Below are 20937 nucleotides of genomic sequence, written 5' to 3'. Positions count from 1 at the left end.
ATTTGTCATAATGAAAGCAATTGCATATAATATATAGTAAGAAAAATGAATAGCTATTCATTTTTTAAGAGATACATAATAGATTTGGGGGCTGACGAAATGAACGTACAGGAAAGTTTCGTTACGGCAATGGATGGATCGGAAATTTATTTGCGTAAGTGGGTACCAGAAGAAAATCCGCGAGGGATTATTCAAATTGCACACGGTATGACAGAACATGCGGGTGTTTATACAGAATTTATTGATGCTTTATTAGGCGCAGGATATGGTGTTTATGCTCATGATCATAAAGGGCATGGAAAAACAGTGAAAAGAGAAGAAGACTATGGTCATTTTGAACCAAATGTAGGATGGAATCAGGTTGTATCTGATGTTATCTTTGTTTCGGAAATGATAAAAGAAGAGCATTCATGTCCATTGTTTTTACTCGGACATAGTATGGGTTCTTTCTTATCAAGACGAGCTGTGCAACTTCGAGGCGAATTATATGATGGATTCCTCATTTCAGGAACTGGTGGAAACCCAGGGTTTTTAGGTGTCATCGGTCATAAAGTAGCAACAATTGAAATGAAACTGCGCGGAGTGAAAACGAAAAGTCCGATGCTGAATTTCTTATCTTTCGGAAACTTTAACTCACACTTTAAGCCAAATCGTACGAAATTTGATTGGTTATCTTCAGATAATAATCAAGTTGATAAATATATTGCGGATCCGTTATGTGGATTCATTTGTACAACAAGTTTTTATCGCGAATTGTTTTCCGGTGTATTAGAAGTAAATAAACTAGAAGAGTTCAAGAAAACACCGAAAAACCTTCCAATACATATTTTTTCAGGAGATCGTGATCCGGTTGGGGATATGGGGAAAGGTGTAAAAGAAGTGTATGAAAATTATAGAAAATGTGGCGTGAAAGATGTAACACTGCGTCTATATGTAAATGGAAGACATGAAATGTTCCATGAAGTAAATAGAGAAGAAGTATTTAAAGATTTGATTTCGTGGTTAGATGCGCATAATAGATGAGAAAACTAGGCCCAAACCGTTTGTAGTTTGGGCTTGTATTTATATATTTGTTAGAGATAAGGACAAAGAATTTTTAAAATTTGCTTCAAAAATATAGAAACTGTTTCAAGGAGATGAATATATGAAATTTGGAATTATTGGCCCATCGGAAGATGAAATTATGCCATTTATTGAAGAGATGACTAATAAGAAAATAACGAACCTTGCGATGTTAACGTTTCACAGTGGAGAATATGAAAATGTGGAAGTTGTTGCATTGTATTGTGGTGTGTGTAAAGTTAATGCAGCTATTGCAGCTCAAATATTAATTGATAAGTTTCATGTAACGCATATTATTGTAACAGGTGTTGCAGGAGCAATCGACAACGCATTGAAAATTGGAGATACAGTAATTTCAACAGAAATAGCATATCACGATGTTGATGAAGGGATATTGACTGAATATCATCCGTGGATGGAAAGTGTATATTTTAAAACAGATAGTACACTACTTGAATTGAGCCGTGAAGTAATAGAGAAGAATCAATTTACTCAAAATATTTATTTTGGAAAAATTGTTACTGGAGAAGCGTTTATTAGTGAGAGCGGTCGTACAGACATAATCTCTAAATACAACCCACTTTGTGTAGATATGGAATCCGCAAGTATAGCTCACGTTTGTTATGCAAATACGATTCCGTTTTTAGCAGTGAGATCAATAACGGATACAGAAGAAGCATCTGGTATAGAAGTGTTCGAAGATAATTGTGCATCTGCTTCACATCATTCCATTCATTTTGTTAAGAAGTTATTAGAATTAGTGAAAAAGTAAAGAAATATCGGAAGAAACCTCACTTTTTTTGAAGTGAGGTCTTTTAAGGTAATGGAGTAATGGTAGTATAATAGTGAATGAGGTGTTAATAGAATGGAAGATAAAACAATAGGTTTACTATTAGATGTTATTGGGGAATTATTTTCAGATGAAATTTCAATTGCTATATCGAATACGAAAGAATATATATACTATCGGCCAAGTAAACGAATTGATTTAAAGATTAGCGCCGGTGATCCTATCAAGGAAGGAACGATTGCTCATAAAGCAATGGTGACGAATCAAAAAACCTCTGAGTTTATTAATCGGGATGTTTTTGGTATTCCTTATCATGGTATGGCGGTACCATTTTCAAACAATGGAAAGCTTGAAGGTTGCGTGACAGCTATTTATCCAGCTTTAACGGATGGAAAGTCAGTCGTTACTTTAAAAACAACGGACGGCTGGATTCCGATTCCTTTCTCAAATGTCATGTATTTAGAGGCGAAAGATAAAAAAACGTATGTGAATGCAGAAGAGTTAACAGGAACACATAAATACTCTCTGCAAGAATTCGAATACTTGCTTCCAAAGGATTCATTTATTAGATGCCACCGTTCGTTTATTGTGAATGTTAATCATATTAAAGCTATTTATCCTGATACGCATTCTACTTTTTTACTTTCTATGGATAATGGTGAGAGGGTACCGGTTAGTCAATCATACGCTAGTTATTTTCGCAAACTTCTAGGGTTCTAGATTATTCTGCTTTGGAACCTAGATTCGCTGTTTTATCTGAATTTTTTGTATTGTATACTAAAATCCCTATTTGGATACTGTTAAAGTGTAAAATAATTGTGAATATTCATTGGGAGAGGGATTACATATGGAGAATAATTTGGATAGAATTAGGGATCAACGTCTGAAAGATCGAGTAGTTACACCTGAAGAAGCAGCTTCATGGATTCAAAGTGGAATGACTTTAGGATTAAGTGGATTTACACGTGCTGGGGATGTAAAAGCAGTTCCGTTTGCGCTTGTAAACCGAGTTAAGAATGATACATCTTTTAAAGTAAATGTTTATACCGGCGCCTCTTTAGGTTCTGATGTAGATAAATTATTTGCTGAGGCAGGGATTTTAGGGAAACGATTGCCTTTCCAAGCTGATGCGACAATGCGAAAAGGAATTAATAACGGAGACTTTTTATTTGTAGATCAGCACTTATCTCATACAGCAGAGTTACTCCGTGCTGACGTTATGGATATAGATTTCGCTATTCTGGAAGCGGTTGCGATTACTGAGGATGGAATGATTATTCCAACGACTTCAATCGGAAATTCTTTAGCATTTTCCTTAAATGCTAAGTCCATTATTATTGAAATGAATATGGCTCAATCCGCGCAACTAGAGGGGCTACATGATTTATATGAACCAGGTAAACAAGGAGAAAGGCTTCCGATTCCTCTTGTGAAAACGGATGATCGAATTGGAACGATCGGCATTCCAATTGATGTTGAAAAGGTGAAGGGGATTGTATTTACGAATCAACTGGATTCGCCATCGACAATTGTTCCTCCAGATGAGGAAACTGTTATTATGGCACAACATTTAATAGAGTTCCTTCGAAAAGAAGTCGAAGTAGGCCGATTAACAAATCGTTTAGCGCCGTTACAATCGGGAATTGGTTCAGTGGCCAATGCAGTTCTTCATGGAATGTTAGATTCGGAGTTTGAAGATTTAGAAGTGTATTCTGAGGTTTTACAGGATGCGGTCTTTGATCTTATGGATGCTGGGAAAGTCAATTTTGCTTCCTGCTGCTCGATCACGCTCTCAGAAGAGAAAATGCAACAAGTATTTTCTAACTTTGAAAAATATCGTGACAAATTAATGATGCGTCCGCAAGAGATTTCTAATCATCCTGAAATCATTCGTCGCCTTGGATTAATCTCGATTAATACTGCTTTAGAATTAGATATATACGGAAACGTCAATTCTACTCACGTTTTAGGTACAAAAATGATGAATGGTATTGGTGGTTCTGGTGATTTTGCAAGAAATGCCCGCCTAGCCATCTTCGTTACTAAATCGATTGCGAAAGGTGGTAACATATCAAGTATCGTTCCTTTCGTTTCTCATGTAGACCATACGGAACACGATGTAGATGTTATCGTTACTGAACAAGGGTATGCGGACTTAAGAGGACTTGCGCCAAGAGAAAGAGTGGAACTCATTATTGAGAATTGCGTACATCCAATGTATCGTGCCCAGCTACGAGCTTATTTTGAAGAAGCACAAACAAGAGGTGGACAAACCCCTCATGTTTTAGAAAAAGCTTTTTCTTGGCATAAGAATTATGCTAAAAATGGAACAATGCTTGAAGCGGTAGTGGAAACTGTATAGAAGTGTAAAAATGATTCTCAATATAGTATGTTATAAAGATTGAAAGAAAAATTGTTACCTATAATAAAAATGTATAAAAGAAACCTCTTATTTACGAAAATAAGAGGTTTTTTAAATTACTTTTCGAATCATTTTAATAGTTTACATATGAAAGGTGAGGAGAAAGAATCATGAAGATAAGAGAAGCGTTATTAAGTGAGGCAAATGAATTAAGTGAACTCGCACTACAATCAAAAGCAACGTGGGATTATAGTGAAGAATTCATACTTGCTTGTAAGAAAGATTTAACAATTACAGAAGATTACATAAAAAATAACTTTGTATATGTTTTAGAAAACGATAATACGAAGATTGGATTTTTCTCATTTTTACGTAATGATAAAGCTCTCGATTTCCTGTACATTCATCCTCGTTACAAAGGGAAAGGCTACGGGAAAATACTTTGGGAGTATGTAATAGAAAAAGCAAATGAACTAGGTTTAAAAAGTTTTACGATTGATAGTGATCCGAATGCAAAAGGATATTACTTGAAAATGGGAGCAAAGTTAATCGGAGAGACACCATCAACTGTTTTTAAGGATCGTTTACTGCCTCTTTTGAAATATGATGTGTAAAACTATTAATAGTAGGAGAAGCTGAAAATGGATCATATAAAGAGAAAAAGAATATATGAAGCACTAATAAAATCGTGGTCGATTGAAACAAGTTCAAAGTGGACTCTTGAAAATCCAGCAAAGGGACAATGTGGTGTAACGGCTCTAGTCGTTCAAGATATATACGGAGGGAAAATTAAAAAGACAAAAATAGGGGAGGTGTGGCATTTTTATAACTCTATAGGTGGGAAGAGGTTTGATTTTACAGAGACACAATTTAATAAAAAATTGAATTATATGGATGTGGAATCAAATCGGAAAGAAGCATTTGCAGATACAAATGAAAAGCAATATGACATTTTAAAGGAAAAGATAATGAAAGAATTCAAATTATCTTTTGACTCTTAATCTTTAATAAGTTACTATAATGGTGGTAACTTATTAAAGGGAACTTCATAGAGTTGAAAGGGGAAATACTTTTGAAAACAGCTTATGTAAGCGCTACTATTGTAACGATGAATGAACAAAACGAAGTGATAGAAAATGGATATCATTGTAGAAAATGATCAAATTATAGATGTGAATAGCGGAGAATTCGCTAATGATTTTGAAGTAGATGAAGTAGTTGACATGAAAGGAAAGTGGGTTTTACCAGGGCTTGTTAATACACATACACACGTTGTAATGAGTCTCTTAAGAGGTATTGGCGATGACATGTTATTACAGCCGTGGCTTGAGACGAGGATTTGGCCACTTGAAAGTCAGTTTACTCCAGAGCTTGCGGTCGCTAGTACGGAATTAGGATTACTTGAAATGGTGAAAAGTGGTACAACATCATTCTCTGATATGTTTAATCCAATTGGAGTAGATCAAGATGCCATTATGGAAACGGTATCAAGGAGCGGGATGCGAGCTGCTGTTTCAAGAACGTTATTTAGCTTTGGAACGAAAGAAGATGAAAAGAAAGCAATTGAAGAAGCTGAGAAATATGTGAAGCGTTATTATAACGAAAGTGGTATGTTAACTACGATGGTTGCACCGCATAGTCCATATACATGTTCCTCAGAGCTGTTAGAAGAGTGTGCACGTATTGCAGTAGAAAATCAAACGATGGTTCATATTCATCTTTCTGAAACAGAGCGTGAAGTACGTGATATTGAAGCACAGTACGGAAAACGTCCAGTAGAGTATGCAGCAAGTTGTGGATTGTTTAAACGACCAACAGTTATTGCACACGGTGTAGTATTAAATGAATATGAGCGTGCATTTTTAGCAGAACATGATGTTCGAGTAGCTCATAACCCGAATAGTAATTTAAAACTAGGTTCTGGTATAGCGAATGTAAAAGCGATGCTAGAAGCAGGAATGAAAGTAGGAATTGCAACAGATAGTGTGGCGTCTAACAATAATTTAGACATGTTTGAAGAAATGCGCATTGCAACATTATTACAAAAAGGTATTCATCAAGATGCAACAGCATTACCAGTTGAAACAGCACTTACACTTGCGACTAAAGGAGCTGCTGAAGTAATCGGCATGAAACAAACGGGATCGCTTGAAGTTGGAAAGTGTGCTGATTTTATTACAATTGATCCGTCTAATAAACCACACTTACAACCAGCAGATGAAGTGTTATCACATCTTGTGTATGCTGCGAGTGGTAAAGATATAAGCGATGTAATCATTAACGGAAAACGTGTCGTTTGGAATGGCGAATGTAAAACGTTAGATGAAGAGCGTATTATATTTGAAGCAAGTCGTTATAAACGAGGTTTACAAAGATAGGTATTTTCAGGATGTGGAGAAATTCTTCTCCACATCCTGTTTTTGTGTCGAAACCTGTTTTATTAATAAAACAGAAGAGAATAATTTAGAAAAAATCACTAGTTTCAAAAATCCTTCACGTAATAATGATTATATGAAGGATTTTGATGTTTCTTATTTTTTTGTCGCGTTGACCCATTTAATAATGTCCTGGATGACGTATTCAGGAACATTAGCGGGGATTTCATATTCACTAGGAAGACTTAATTCCCCATTACCCTCCGTGAAGAAATGATTCAATTTCGGATATTCTTTGAACTGAACATTCCCGCGGTTTGAAAGCCCTTCCTGCCATTTTGTATATTCATTTTTTACTGTTACTTGATAATCGCGTGCTCCTTGCAGAATCAGTAAAGGCTCTTTTCGTAATCTTGCCTCTTCAACTGGACGCCACCTAGAAACATCATACATAAAATGAGGCGCCCCCAAATTGTAGCCAGCTGGAGGATGATCAGGATTGAAAGTAGGATCTTGGATAAAAGCGAATTGTCTTTTTAGTTCATCGATTACTTCTTGTGACGCCCCTAGGTATTGATTCTGATCAATGGAAATGTCAGTCAATGGGCGTGCAGGTGGTGCGAGTAAGATACTTCCTCTAACAAGTGAGGAAGGTGATTTGCTTAGTATACGCGGCATTGTGCCAGCTCCTAGACTATGTCCGAGAATGAAAATATTATTTGGATCAATGCCTTCCTGCTGCGCTGTTGACTTTGCTGCATATATGGCATCATCTGTAGTATCACGGTCCAACGTAACAGGTTCTGCACTCATCTTTAATGCGTGTTCTAAGGTACGTTTTTCATAGCGTAACACTGCAATTCCGTTGGATGAAAGGCCTACCGCAAGGTCTCGTAAGATTTTTGTTCCCAAATAGGTAGCATCGCGATCATGGATGCCAGCACCATGAACAAGAACAACTACGGGTACCTTTTCACCAGGCTTATGTTTCGGAACTGTTAATGTGGCTGGTAATGGATAAGTAGAATTTCCAATGACGATTTCACGTTCTTGATAGGAAGCAGGTTGGTCATATCTAGGATGCGGGATAATATAAGATTCTGGAGGCGTCCTTACCCCAACCTCATCTACTTTCCCGCCAGGTGTGAATTTAAGGAGTAACGGTATGGTAGTTCCTTGGGTAGTTCCTGAAATTTCCACCGTCTGATGGACTAAGTTTCGTTCTTTTATCACGGGGGTTCCCATGCTTTTTATCCCGCTCCAGCCACTTTGTGTCCACCAGTTTTGTAATGTGTTTGCTGTAAACTTGGATTGAAAAGCAGCAGACGTCAACTGAAGTGCCTCTGCATACTTATCTTGCTGGAGATATTCAAAAAATAATGATGTACGCTCCGTTAAAGAGAATCGTTTTTTTTCTACAGATGGTTCCTCACGTGTATCCGCGTGAATAGCTGTTGTAAGTGGAAAAGATGAAATGCCTAAAGAAAAGAGCAGGGTAAAGGAAAGTACTGATTTTTGTATTTTCTTTTTTTTATTCATATTTTAACCTCCAATATGTGATGGTAAAAAACAGGTATGATAAATTAAGGTTCTGTTGTAACAACGTCTAAATCATTGATATGTTCATCTAAAACCACCAGTTCTGGTTTTGGCGTAATCGCTCTGGTAACTCCTAACCTCTCTTTCTTCCTTCACTTGATATTTTGACTATACGAAACAAAGTTCTCGTTTTTCTTACTTGATCCTTACAAAATCCTTAAGTGTATAAGATTTGTAAAATATCACTTTCTACTTGACCTGGACTCCAAAAAACAAAGTGGCATTGCTGAATGGAGATACGAAGATATCCCAACCTAACTGTACCCTATACATCTATTAAGTTAGTTATGGGGAAATTTACATGAAACAGAAGAAAAGTTAAAACAGAAAGGGAGGTATGCAATAAGAGATTTTTTATAAACACTTGAGCGAACAGTGCAGATTATATATTCAATCTTTAGCTATCCTTTTTAAAAGGATAGCTTTTTTTCTTGAACGAATAAATATTCAAAAGAATGTCGCATCTTTCTGTTCATATTTCTGCTATAATATATAACGCTTTATAATATTTCATATGTAAGGAGAACAATTCATGAAGTTAAAAAAGAGCCATTTAATGGTAATGGCACTTGTTACAACTTTATTATTAACAGCTTGTAATAATAAAGCAGATAAAAGTGAAACAGAGGTAAAAAAACAAGTGTTAAATGTAACAGTATCAGAAGAAATTCCTTCTCTTGATACTGCGAAAACGATGGATGGTACATCAGCACACATTATGCAAAACATATTTGAAGGGTTGTATGTATTAGATGATCAAGATCAGCCTATTCCAGCAGTAGCAAAATCGTTTAAAAGAAGTGAAGATGGTAAAAAATATACATTTGATTTGCGTAAAGATGCAAAATGGTCAAATGGAGACAGTGTGACAGCAAATGATTTTATGTTTGCATGGAAACGTGCAATTAGCCATGAAACAGCGTCTCAATATGCGTCCATGCTCTTTTACGTGAAAAACGCGAAAGAGATCAATAAGGGAACAATGCCTCTTGATGCACTTGGGGTTAAAGTTATAAATGATTATAAGTTAGAAGTGGAACTAGAGCAGCCAATTCCTTACTTTTTACAGCTGCTAGCATTACCTATATATTTACCACAGCATGAATCATTTTTGAAAGAACAAGGGAGCAATTATGGGCTTGAACCTAATAATCTCATATATAATGGCCCATTTGTGTTAGAGAAATGGAAGCATGAACAAGAATTTCAATTGAAGAAAAATGATACATATTGGGATGAAAAGAAAGTGAAGTTAGACGAAATAAACTTTCATATTGTAAAAGATACAATGACGGCTGTAAATTTATATGAAGCTGGTGATTTGGACCGAGTACCTATTAATTCACAAGTTGTAGACAAGTATAAAGGGAATAAGGAATTACATATGTCAAGTGATCCTGGAATTGCTATGCTACGTTTTAATGAAACAAATAAAGTGCTAGCAAATAAGAAAGTGCGTCAATCAATTTCACTCGCTTTAAATAAAGAGGATTTCGTTGCTCACTTTATTAATAACGGAGCAAAACCTGCAAGTGGACTTGTACCAGTCGGTCATATAAATGAAAAGACTGGCAAAGATTTTAGAAAAGAAAACGGAGATCTTTCTTCATATGATTTACAAACTGCGAAAAAAGTTTGGGAAGAAGCGAAAAAAGAACTTGGAGTAGAGCAAGTAAACCTTGAGTTTTTAACGTTTGAACAAGATAACGCAAAACGTATGGCAGAATATATAAAAGGTGACTTAGAAAAGAATTTGCAAGGACTCACGCTACAAATTAAACAACAGCCATTTAAACAAAAGTTACAGTTAGAACAAACAGGTGATTACGATATAACTATGGCAAATTGGGGACCTGACTATAAAGACCCAATTAGTTATTTAGAACTATTTACGACGGGTAATCCGAATAATAAAATGAGTTACTCTAATCCTCGTTACGATGAATTAATAAAGAAAGCGAAAAATGAGCTAGTACTAGATTCGGAAAAACGCTGGGAAGTGTTGCGAGAAGCTGAGCAGGTCTTATTAGAAGATGCAGCTGTTGCACCGCTTTATCATATTGGTTCAGCTTATGTACAAAAGGATTACGTAAAAGGAATTGAAAAGCATCAATTTGGTGGTGTTTATACTTATAAGAATGCTTATATCACTAATTAATAAATTCAAAAAACCTTACTTTTTAAAAGTAAGGTTTTTTACGCATAAATTTTATTAAACTGATTTTAATAAAGCATAAAAATTTGTGTCATAGGGAATATCATCTTGATACATATAATTTTTTAGAACGCCTTCTTTTTCAAAGCCTAGTTTTAATAGCACTTTATTTGATGCTTCATTTTCAAGAAAGACAATTGCCCCAATACGTTTTAAATGAAGGGTGTGAAAACCATATGATATAACTTCAGAAACCGCCTCAGTAGCATATCCATTTCCCCAGTGTTCAGGAAAAAAGGCATAACTTATATTGGCTCGTTTATGCTCAGAAGACCAATCGTGAAAACCGATTGTTCCAATAAGCTCTTTCGTATCTTTTAATTCGATGCCCCATTTTATACCGTGTCTTGCATTGTAACTTAATTTAAAATTATTAAGGATTTGTTTTACTTGATCAATATCCTGTAATGGTTTTTGGCCATAATAGCGCAGTACATCAGTATTAGAAAAGCATTTTAGTATACCTGGTGCATCTTCTTCGGTAAGTTCTCGTAGAATGAGTCGATCGGTTTTCAATATAGGAAACATGCTTTCACTCCATTTCTTCTGAAACTAGAATGTATTGTTATTATATAATTTAATCTGAAAATAAAGATTATTCAAGGTGTAATGAAGTTATTGTCTTAAAATAGACCATAGAATATATTTTGAAAAGGTGTTGGGATGTGAAGGGTGTCGAAAGTTTTTTAAAAGAGTGTATACAAATAATGAATTGAAAAAGGGTATTCCAAATTGAATTTGGAATACCCTTTTTCATTACCCTACAAATGTTTGATACAACAAGAAAATATTTAAAACGATAACAAGTGCAGCAATGATCCACGCGATGAGTGTTGTAATACGATGGTTGACGAGTGCACCCATTATTTTTTTATTACTTGTAAACATAATAAGTGGTACTAATGCAAAAGCAATACCGAATGATAAGACAACTTGGCTCATTACGAGAGCGTAAGTTGGATTCACGCCTAAAGCAATAATAACGAGAGGTGGAATCATTGTTATAAATCGGCGTAAATATAACGGAATATGCATGCGAATAAATCCTTGCATAATAATATCACCTGACATCGTACCGACAGAAGAGCTAGATAATCCGGCTGTTAAAAGTCCAACTCCAAATAAAGCAGCTGATACTGGCCCAACTAAGTTACTAAATTGGTTGAAAGCAACATCAAGGTCTTCGACGTGTAAGCCGTTTTTAAAGAATAGTGCAGCTGCTACTATTAACATACTTGCATTAATTGCTCCAGCGATAACCATTGCGATAATAATATCAATAAACTCGAAGCGGAAAATCTTTTTCTTTTGTTCATCATTTGTTCCGACTACGCGGCGCTGCGTTAAGGCGGAATGTAAATAAATTGCGTGCGGCATTACTGTCGCACCTAAAATACCAGCTGCCAGAAGAATACTATCTACACCTTGGAATTTTGGAATGAAAAGTCCTGAAAGAAGAGGACTTAATTCGGGTTTTGCGTAAAAGACTTGTACACCAAAAGCGATAACAACGATAAAAATCATTCCTGTTATGATAGCCTCTAATGGACGGAAGCCTCTGCGCTGAAATTCAAGAATAATAAATGATCCAACTGCTGTAATTAAGGCGGCAGGTAACATTGGAATGCCGAATAATAAGTACAATCCGAGCGCTGCGCCAATAAATTCAGCTAAATCAGTAGCCATAATAACGAGTTCGCCTTGTATCCATAAACCGATGGATACAGGTTTTGGGAAGTTTTCTCGAGCAATTTCAGGAAGGTTGCGTCCAGTAGCAATTCCTAATTTAGCGGATAGAGTTTGAATTAATACAGCCATTAAATTAGATGCGAGTATTACCCAAAGTAATAAATAACCATACTGTGATCCAGCCGCGATATTTGTAGCAAAGTTCCCGGGATCAATATAAGCAACTGATGCGATAAAAGCAGGTCCTAAGAATGGTAACAGTCTTTTTAAGCCTTTCGTTTGTCCGCTTAACGCTAAATGGGCGGATTGAACGGTTGTACTTTGAGAAGGGACTTGTTCGTCTTTTGATATATCTTTATTCATAGTAGTGTTCCCCTTTGAAATGTTAACTTGATGAAATTATTGTATTTATTCTCATGTATTATTTCAATACATTTAAATATATTATGTGTCATTTTCATTTGAACATGAAAGTTTCCTTAATGCAAATTATATGACTGTGCGCAAAGAATGGTGTAATAATGCAAAAATATTTTGGGAGTTTATGGTCGCTGAATAAAGGAGAAGATAATAAATTAGAGGGTTGTTTTTGAAATTTATGTGAACATACAGCCTATATTACAGCATATTAATTGATGGAAATGAAATTGTATGATATATAATATATTGGGATTGCAACATAACCGTAGTGTTTTGTTCTGTGATCTTGTTTTTATTTTTGTTAACTTATAGAAAAAATTGTAAATAGAAGAAAATAGGCTACGTACAATTTTGTATATATTTTCTTATTATATATGTTTTGATATGAACGTTAACTTATACATGATTTTAAAATTTAGATAGGTGGTAGAAATACATTGGCAACTACAAAACCATATAGAGTATTACTATATTACATGTACACAACAATTGAAAACCCAGAAGAATTCGCTGCAGAGCATTTAGAATTTTGTAATTCACTTGAGTTAAAAGGAAGAATCCTTGTAGCTAAAGAAGGTATTAACGGAACTTGTTCTGGTACTGTAGAACAAACAGAGAAATACATGGAAGCAATGAACAACGATCCACGCTTTGACGGTATCGTATTTAAAATAGATGAAGAAGAAGGACACGCATTCAAGAAAATGCACGTACGTCCTCGTCCAGAATTAGTTACACTTCGTCTAGAAGATGACATTAACCCACACGAAATAACTGGGAAGTATTTAGAGCCAAAAGATTTTTATGAAGCAATGAAACAAGAAGATACAGTTATCATTGATGCACGAAATGATTATGAGTTTGATTTAGGTCACTTTAAAGGGGCGATTAAACCTGATATCGAATCATTCCGTGAATTACCAGACTGGATTAGAGAAAATAAAGAAACACTTGAAGGTAAAAAGATTTTAACTTACTGTACAGGCGGAATTCGTTGTGAGAAATTCTCTGGTTGGTTAGTTCGTGAAGGTTACGAAGATGTAAGTCAGCTTCACGGCGGAATTGTAACGTACGGAAAAGATCCAGAAGTACAAGGTGAGCTTTGGGATGGACAATGTTACGTGTTCGATGAGCGTATCGCTGTACCAGTAAACCAAAAAGAACATGTTATTGTTGGTAAAGACCACTTTACAGGTGAACCTTGTGAGCGCTATGTAAACTGTTCAAATCCAGAATGTAATAAGAAGATTTTATGTTCTGAAGAAAACGAAGCGAAATATTTACGTGCATGTTCTCATGAGTGTCGTGTAAGCCCACGTAACCGCTACGTAATACAACATGAATTAACTGAAGAGCAAGTAGCAACTGCATTAGAGAAGATTGAAGCAGGGAAGTAAGTGGAATTCGTGTAATAAAAAAGGGTACTCCAAACTTCGTGTTGGAGTACCCTTTTTATATTGTTCGGTTCTGCTTTTTGTCGGTAAGTCGATATATTATAAAAATCGCTGATATATTTCGAGTTGCGCTGATATATCTTAAAAATCGCTGATAATAATTTCATTTACTGAATCCAGCCACGTATTTGTAATTTGAAAATAACCTTCTTTACTTCTTATCATTTTTCTCTTTCACAGCAGAAAGTACAGTTTGTTTTACCCATGCTTTTCTTCGTTTATGTTGTTGACTCCATTGGTATAAACTTTGCGCACCTAAAATAAGTGAAATGACGATGCCGCTAATTGCTATTAAAAGTGCGAAGAATTCCAGTGGCGACGATATTTTGTTTGAGTCGGTGTTTCTTAAAAGGTCGATCATAGTAAATCCTAACATTTGGCCTACTACAGAGTAGAGCGTTAAAATTAATAGTAAAAGGCTATCTTTTTTAGAGGCGACGTTTTCTTGATATTTAAACAAACTATCAAGATTTTGTTTTGCATTTGAGTATAGTACTTCAATGTTAAATAGGTTTCTTAAGCGGAAGAAAATATCTTCACTCTGTGATTGGGATACTAGCTCTAAAGAAAAGTAATTCGCTGTGAATGAATTGATTGAATAAATTAATTTTTCTATTTCATTTGTATCTTGTTCAATATTTAATTCAGCATAAGCGTTTGCCATTTTCAATAAAACAATTTTATGAAATAGATTTAATAATAAAGCGTAATAAAACTCCCCATACATTTGACTCGCAAGTTTAGTAAATTCGCGTTCTCCTTCATTTGTTACACATGTGAATATATGTTCTTCCATTATGAAATAGCGATTCGGAGCCCATCTTTGGTAAGCGTGTTGTTTTAAATAATCATGAATATAAGGCAGATTATTTGCACTCACATATGCCTTGCCATCACTTGTTAACCCGGAAAGACTAGAAGTACGATAAACATCCACTTCATTCAGTTCCATATCTTCTTTTATAGATAATAAAGTTTGTACGTACATTCGCTGATCTTCAAAGAAAGGAAAGGTTTGAAAGTAAGAACTTCTTAATCTCTTCTTCTCAAAGAAATCTGTTATGCCATGAAATAAATAACCAAAAATGAATCTTTCCACTTGGGAATACTTTTTTCCATTGCATTCAATACAAATAGTCTCGTTTGTATCATTTTTAGTTTCAAGTACACGGAAACGGGCCGCAAATTCAATTGCTTCTGATAATGTCATGTTTGGAGCGGTTTCTACTTCTGTCCGAATTGTTAAGAAGCCAAGCTCATAAGGACAAAGTGTTACGTCAATAGAATGAATGTTGAATGGAACGGAAATAAGATTTGTTGTTAAATGTCCAGTTAAGTTAAGATCTTTAGAATAGCGCTGCAATCCTTTTTGATGCTCTGAGTGAGGAAAGAGTATTTTATTTGTAAATGAAAGATAATATGCTTCCATATTTTGATGTGAAACTTGAAACTTTCCGTAGTATGTATTTTCATTTTCAAGATGATCGAGTCGAAAAGGGTGAAAATCATTTTTCTGTAAGAAAGGGAACATATTTTGTTCATATCCAGTTTTAAAAGAAAACGGGAATATAAATTGAAATATAGCTGTTGTTACATCTTTTTCCTCGATTGTTTGTATTGCCTCCATTTACTTTGTTTCCTTTCATATATGCTATAAAAACAACATGCCCAAATTCATTTGAAAATAACCACTGTTTTATACTTGATTAAGAATGAAAATTCTGCTTATTTAGTGAGGGACATGTATAATGTTATGTATACGAAATGTTATAAAATTGTATTTTGAAAAGGGGGATGTTGTATGCGTATTTTAGTATTAGGAGCGGGTGGCGTCGGAGGATTTTTTGGTGGCCGATTAGTCGAAAAAGGGGAAGATGTTACGTTTCTTGTTCGCAGTAAAAGAAAACAGCAATTAGAGGGAACGGGACTTGTTATTCGTAGTGTGAACGGGGATTTTTCCTTTCAACCGAAATTAATAACGAAAGAAGATCGAACTTTTCCGTTTGATGTTATTTTATTCTCAACAAAAGCGTATCACTTAAACGAGGCAATTCAAGATTTGAAGCCGTTTGTAGGTGAAAATACTATGATTATTCCATTGTTAAATGGCATTGCTCATGTATCACTATTACAAAAAGAATTTGGCGTGGAAAAAGTGATTGGCGGTTTATGCTTTATCGAGACGACGCTAAACGATCAAGGAGAAATTGTACAAACTAGCGCTGCCAATAGACTTGTGTTTGGAGAAATGAAGTCTCAAGATTCAGAGAGAATACAGCATATCGCTAGAGCATTTGCAGGTACGAAATCTAGTTTTGTTTTAAGTGAAAATATTATGCAAGATATGTGGCATAAATATTTATTTATTACTGTAATGTCAGGTGTGACAACATTAATGCGTGCACCAATAGGACCGATCCGTGAAAGCGAAGGTGGACACGATTTTATCCGAAACTTATTTAAAGAATGTGTGCAAATTATGAGATATATTGGGGCACCACTTAAGGATGATATTACAAAGGAACATATGAAAACAATTGATAAAATTTCATATGATATGAAGTCATCGATGCAGCGTGATATGGAAAAAGGTTCGCCTATTGAAGGGAACCACTTACAAGGGTACTTACTAGATGTAGCAGAACAATTTTCTACAGAAGCACCATTATTAGGAGCAGTATATCAAAATTTGAAAGTGTATGAAGAAATGACCTTTAACAGATCAGCGATACAATTGGATGTATGAAAAAATAAAAAAGAAAGCAATATATAAGTGTATTGCTTTCTTTTTTTATGACAAATTATTTATTTCTTTTCGTTCTATCTGTCAAATTTATTTCCTGTTCACGTTTACCGTATAATTGATTAATTTCATTTGCTAACGCATCTAAATAGGAATCGGAAAAAATAGGCTTCTTTTCTTTAGACATATGAGTCTCCTTTATCGATTTTTTAGTATTCATTATGTATATTTACCGGCGGATTATGCGCAATCATTTTAATTTTTTCTTTTTCAAAATTTTTGTTTACATTTTGAAAATAAAGGAGTATTATAATCCACAGTTTCAATTTTCTAAATCGCTGAAACCGCATGGTACGGGGGACCCGTTCTTACGGATTAATTCTTAATCCAATGGGGTGAATCCTTGAAAAAGGTAGGGCTACTCATAGGCCCGAATCCGACAGCTAACCTCGTAAGCGTTATATTGAGAAGGAAGGTGGAGCTTGTGCGACAAAAAAAATAATGTCTACAAGTCTATTTCGCTATGGCTTGTAGACATTTTTTGTTTTCCGAAGAAATGGTTTACTGGCTGTAACAAGCAGAATCGTTCGTACAAAATTATTGGAGAGTGGACAGCTGTGGTTTCATCTATTAAAAGATTTTTAATTGGAAGGCCGTTAAAATCAACTGAGTTAGGAGAGCAAAAGCTTAATAAAACGAAGGCACTAGCCATTCTATCTTCTGACGCATTGTCATCAGTTGCATATGGTCCAGAGCAAATATTAATTGCACTAGCAGGTCTTGGAGCAATCGCTTATTGGTATTCTATTCCGATAGCTGTTGGGGTATTAGTATTATTGACAGCCCTTATTTTATCTTATCGCCAAATTATTTTTGCTTATCCGCATGGCGGGGGCGCATATGTTGTATCAAAAGAAAATTTAGGGATGAATCCAGGCTTAATTGCTGGAGGATCTTTATTAGTCGATTATATTTTAACGGTTGCGGTAAGTGTGTCTGCAGGTACAGATGCGCTAACATCTGCTTTTCCTAGTTTACATGCACATAATGTAATCATTGCGATTATATTTGTTATATTTATTACCATCTTAAATTTAAGAGGCGTAACGGAATCAGCTTCTGTTTTAGCATATCCGGTTTATTTATTCGTTTTAGCACTATTTATATTAATTGGTGTAGGGATATACAATATTTTAACGGGTCACGTTTCACCAACTTTACACACGCCGATTGGAACACCAGTTGCAGGAATTAGTTTGTTCTTACTGTTACGAGCATTTGCATCAGGTAGTTCTGCTTTAACAGGGGTTGAGGCGATCTCAAACGCAATTCCAAACTTTAAAGATCCTGCACCAAACAATGCAGCAAAAACATTGCTTGCAATGGGTGCATTACTTGCAGTTTTATTTTCAGGAATTGTTTTCTTAGCTTATTATTACGGAATTACTCCAAGTAAGGAAGTAACAGTTGTTTCACAAATTGCTGAACAAACATTTGGACGTAATTTCATGTACTATTTTATACAAGGTACAACTGCTTTAATATTAATTCTTGCTGCAAACACAGGATATTCTGCATTTCCGTTATTAGCAGTTAACCTTGCAAAAGATAAGTTCATACCGAGAATGTTTACGATTAGAGGAGACCGCTTAGGTTACTCAAACGGTATTATTATACTTGGAATCGCTTCAATTATTTTAATTGTAGCTTTCCAAGGGCAAACAGAACATTTAATTCCGTTATATGCAGTAGGTGTATTTATTCCATTTACACTTTCTCAAAGTGGTATGGTATTAAAATGGCTTCGTGAAAAACCAGAAGGATGGGCTTTAAGATTAACGGTCAATTTAATTGGTGCAGTCATTAGTTTTATCGTAATGAGCATGTTCTTTTTAACTAAATTTGCACAAGTTTGGTCAATTCTTATTTTCTTACCTGCTATCATCTTCTTGTTCCACCGAATTAAGAAGCATTATGATGCAGTAGGAGACCAACTAAGTTTAAAAACTTGTGAGCGAATTGTTCCGATTGAAGGAAATGTAATTGTCGTTCCTGTAGCTGGTATGACACATGTAGTAGAAAATTCATTAAACTATGCGAAATCTCTTTCAGCAGATCAAGTTATCGCTGTATATGTTGCTTTTGATAGAGAAGAGGAAAAGAAATTTGAAGAGAAATGGAAGAAGTGGCAACCTGAAGTAAGGCTTGTTACATTACATTCTCATTATAGAAGTATTATTCAGCCGTTAACTAAATTTATTGATACAGTACAATATAAAGCGAGTGAATCAAATTACCGAGTTACTGTAGTTATACCACAGTTCATTCCGAAAAAAGGTTGGCATAACATTCTTCATAATCAATCTAGTTTACTCATTCGTGCGTATTTACTCTATAAGCGAAATGTTGTTATTACGACAGTTCCATATCATTTGAAAAAGTAAGAAGATTTTTAGGGATAGCTTCAAGAAATTGAAGCTATCCCTTTTATGTATATGCTATGCATAATTGCATATGAGTTAAAAAGATATATTGATATAATTTTTGTGTCTATGAGTAAGTAGAGGTTTTTCTTGTGATATATGGATATTTCAATTGAAAAAGTGAAGCGGATTATATTTTGAAATAAAGACATGGAAGCTTGAAAATAAAGGGAATGAAAATACTTCTTTACGTTATATAAATAGCTGTGTTTAAATGACCTTACAGTACAAAACTTACATGAAAGCAAACCGAAATTTCATATTTACGCACGTTATTTAGTTTAAAATGAATAATATTTTTATGTAATATATTCACTGTGTGAATGTGGAAATTGCTATAAAATAGAAATTTTATACAATGTTATTCATACTAATCACATATGAAATGTTTTATAACGATAAGTAAGTACTGTAGCAATAAAAGTTGGGAGAGATGGTTCGTACGTGAATCACGGGGAGAACGTTCTCTATTTTAACTATCTCAAACTTTGTGCAAGAAAATAGAATAATAAAATGCGATAGTAATAGTTGCTAATACATAGGAGGAGTTAAGGTGAAAAAGACTTTAATTACAGGGTTATTGGTTACAGCAGTATCTACGAGTTGCTTCATTCCTGTAAGCGCTTACGCTAAGGAGGGGCAAACAGAAGTGAAAACAGTATATGCGCAAAATGTAATTGCTCCAAATACATTATCCAACTCAATTAGAATGTTAGGATCACAGTCACCGCTTATACAAGCATATGGATTAGTCATTTTACAACAGCCAGACATTAAGGTAAACGCGATGAGTAGTTTGACGAATCATCAAAAGTTTGCAAAGGCAAATGTAAGAGAGTGGATTGATGAATATAATCCGAAGTTAATCGACTTAAATCAAGAGATGATGAGATATAGCACTAGATTTAATAGCTATTATAGTAAGCTTTATGAACTAGCAGGAAACGTAAATGAAGATGAACAAGCAAAAGCAGATTTTACAAATGCATATGGAAAATTACAATTGCAAGTACAAAGTATCCAAGAGAGTATGGAGCAAGATTTATTAGAGTTAAATCGATTTAAAACGGTATTAGACAAAGATAGTAGCAACTTATCAATTAAAGCTGATGAAGCAATAAAAACACTACAAGGATCAAGTGGAGATATTGTGAAATTAAGAGAAGATATTAAAAGAATTCAAGGGGAAATTCAAGCTGAATTAACGACTATTTTGAATAGACCTCAAGAAATTATAAAAGGTTCTATTAATATCGGTAAACAAGTATTTACAATCACAAATCAAACTGCGCAGACGAAAACAATTGATTTTGTTTCTATCGGTACTTTAAGTAATGAAATTGTAAATGCTGCAGATAGCCAAACGAGAGAAGCAGCTCTTCGCATTCAGCAAAAGCAAAAAGAGCTACTACCACTTATTCAAAAGTTATCACAAACTGAAGCAGAGGCGACACAAATTACATTCGTTGAAGATCAAGTGAATAGCTTTACAGAACTAATCGATCGTCAAATTGCAACATTAGAAACGTTATTAATGGATTGGAAAGTTTTAAACAATAATATGATCCAAATTCAAAAGAATGTTGAAGAAGGCACATATACAGACAGTAGTTTACTTCAAAAACATTTCAATCAAATCAAAAAAGTAACTGATGAAATGAATAAACAAACAAATCAATTTGAAGATTATGTTACAAACGTTGAAGTACATTAAACAGAAAAATAATTAGCGATATAGGGAGAGA

The 20937-nt window shown here is 34.7% G+C and carries 16 protein-coding genes, 1 pseudogene and 1 riboswitch; of the genes and pseudogenes, 12 read left to right on the top strand and 5 right to left on the bottom strand.

Annotated elements, in window-relative coordinates:
• The first annotated feature begins 99 nt into the window (after window positions 1-99).
• The 7 genes and pseudogenes from EUC40_RS17000 (at window position 100) to EUC40_RS16970 (ending at window position 6592) form a co-directional block, all read left to right on the top strand.
• Window positions 100-1023, top strand: coding sequence for an alpha/beta fold hydrolase (locus EUC40_RS17000; RefSeq protein ID WP_156576080.1), 924 nt, complete (start codon window positions 100-102; stop codon window positions 1021-1023).
• A gap of 121 nt (window positions 1024-1144) precedes the next feature.
• Window positions 1145-1834, top strand: a complete 690-nt coding sequence (locus tag EUC40_RS16995; RefSeq protein WP_156576079.1) for a 5'-methylthioadenosine/adenosylhomocysteine nucleosidase — start codon at window positions 1145-1147, stop codon at window positions 1832-1834.
• A gap of 93 nt (window positions 1835-1927) precedes the next feature.
• Window positions 1928-2572: a LytTR family DNA-binding domain-containing protein gene (locus EUC40_RS16990; protein WP_156576078.1), complete on the top strand. Its 645-nt coding sequence runs from the start codon at window positions 1928-1930 to the stop codon at window positions 2570-2572.
• A gap of 127 nt (window positions 2573-2699) precedes the next feature.
• A complete protein-coding gene (locus EUC40_RS16985) occupies window positions 2700-4214 on the top strand; it encodes a succinyl-CoA:acetate CoA-transferase ScpC (RefSeq protein WP_156576077.1) in 1515 nt (504 codons plus the stop codon).
• Between the two features lie 170 nt (window positions 4215-4384).
• Window positions 4385-4828, top strand: a complete 444-nt coding sequence (locus EUC40_RS16980; protein WP_156576076.1) for a GNAT family N-acetyltransferase — start codon at window positions 4385-4387, stop codon at window positions 4826-4828.
• Between the two features lie 27 nt (window positions 4829-4855).
• Window positions 4856-5215 (top strand): YunG family protein, encoded by a 360-nt coding sequence (locus tag EUC40_RS16975; RefSeq protein WP_156576075.1) that lies wholly within the window; start codon window positions 4856-4858, stop codon window positions 5213-5215.
• Window positions 5216-5268: 53 nt separating this feature from the next.
• Window positions 5269-6592: pseudogene (locus EUC40_RS16970) on the top strand (bifunctional S-methyl-5'-thioadenosine deaminase/S-adenosylhomocysteine deaminase).
• A gap of 153 nt (window positions 6593-6745) precedes the next feature.
• Here the strand turns inward: EUC40_RS16970 and EUC40_RS16965 are convergent.
• A complete protein-coding gene (locus EUC40_RS16965) occupies window positions 6746-8128 on the bottom strand; it encodes an alpha/beta hydrolase family protein (protein ID WP_156576074.1) in 1383 nt (460 codons plus the stop codon).
• Between the two features lie 592 nt (window positions 8129-8720).
• Between EUC40_RS16965 and EUC40_RS16960 the strand changes: the two genes are divergently transcribed.
• A complete protein-coding gene (locus tag EUC40_RS16960) occupies window positions 8721-10346 on the top strand; it encodes a peptide ABC transporter substrate-binding protein (RefSeq protein WP_156576073.1) in 1626 nt (541 codons plus the stop codon).
• A 54-nt stretch (window positions 10347-10400) separates the two neighbouring features.
• Here the strand turns inward: EUC40_RS16960 and EUC40_RS16955 are convergent, their stop codons facing one another.
• Both EUC40_RS16955 and EUC40_RS16950 read right to left on the bottom strand, forming a co-directional pair.
• Entirely contained in the window at window positions 10401-10931 is a 531-nt protein-coding gene (locus EUC40_RS16955) for a GNAT family N-acetyltransferase (RefSeq protein WP_156576072.1), read from the bottom strand.
• A 228-nt stretch (window positions 10932-11159) separates the two neighbouring features.
• Window positions 11160-12455, bottom strand: a complete 1296-nt coding sequence (locus tag EUC40_RS16950; RefSeq protein ID WP_071712432.1) for an Nramp family divalent metal transporter — start codon at window positions 12453-12455, stop codon at window positions 11160-11162.
• A 494-nt stretch (window positions 12456-12949) separates the two neighbouring features.
• Between EUC40_RS16950 and trhO the strand changes: the two genes are divergently transcribed.
• Window positions 12950-13909: an oxygen-dependent tRNA uridine(34) hydroxylase TrhO gene (gene trhO, locus EUC40_RS16945; protein ID WP_016082065.1), complete on the top strand. Its 960-nt coding sequence runs from the start codon at window positions 12950-12952 to the stop codon at window positions 13907-13909.
• Between the two features lie 208 nt (window positions 13910-14117).
• Here trhO and EUC40_RS16940 read toward each other — a convergent pair whose 3' ends face one another.
• Window positions 14118-15593 (bottom strand): hypothetical protein, encoded by a 1476-nt coding sequence (locus tag EUC40_RS16940; RefSeq protein ID WP_156576071.1) that lies wholly within the window; start codon window positions 15591-15593, stop codon window positions 14118-14120.
• Window positions 15594-15767: 174 nt separating this feature from the next.
• Here EUC40_RS16940 and panE point away from each other — a divergent pair, with 174 nt between their 5' ends.
• Complete coding sequence (gene panE / locus EUC40_RS16935) at window positions 15768-16712, top strand: 2-dehydropantoate 2-reductase (protein WP_156576070.1); 945 nt, start codon at window positions 15768-15770, stop codon at window positions 16710-16712.
• 55 nt (window positions 16713-16767) lie between these two features.
• Here panE and EUC40_RS27445 read toward each other — a convergent pair whose 3' ends face one another.
• Window positions 16768-16896, bottom strand: coding sequence for a hypothetical protein (locus tag EUC40_RS27445; protein ID WP_000031869.1), 129 nt, complete (start codon window positions 16894-16896; stop codon window positions 16768-16770).
• Between the two features lie 139 nt (window positions 16897-17035).
• Window positions 17036-17182: riboswitch (cyclic di-AMP (ydaO/yuaA leader) on the top strand.
• Between the two features lie 144 nt (window positions 17183-17326).
• Here EUC40_RS27445 and EUC40_RS16930 point away from each other — a divergent pair.
• Together EUC40_RS16930 and nheA are read left to right on the top strand one after the other, a co-directional pair.
• Entirely contained in the window at window positions 17327-19153 is a 1827-nt protein-coding gene (locus EUC40_RS16930) for an APC family permease (protein WP_156576958.1), read from the top strand.
• Window positions 19154-19745: 592 nt separating this feature from the next.
• The gene (nheA, locus tag EUC40_RS16925) at window positions 19746-20906 is read left to right on the top strand and encodes a non-hemolytic enterotoxin NHE subunit A (protein ID WP_156576069.1); all 1161 of its coding nucleotides are present in this window, start codon (window positions 19746-19748) and stop codon (window positions 20904-20906) included.
• Window positions 20907-20937 lie beyond the last annotated feature (31 nt).

Origin of the sequence: Bacillus luti (assembly GCF_009739945.1) — a bacterium.
GTDB lineage: Bacteria > Bacillota > Bacilli > Bacillales > Bacillaceae_G > Bacillus_A > Bacillus_A luti.
This window is presented reverse-complemented; position numbering and strand designations above follow the sequence as displayed.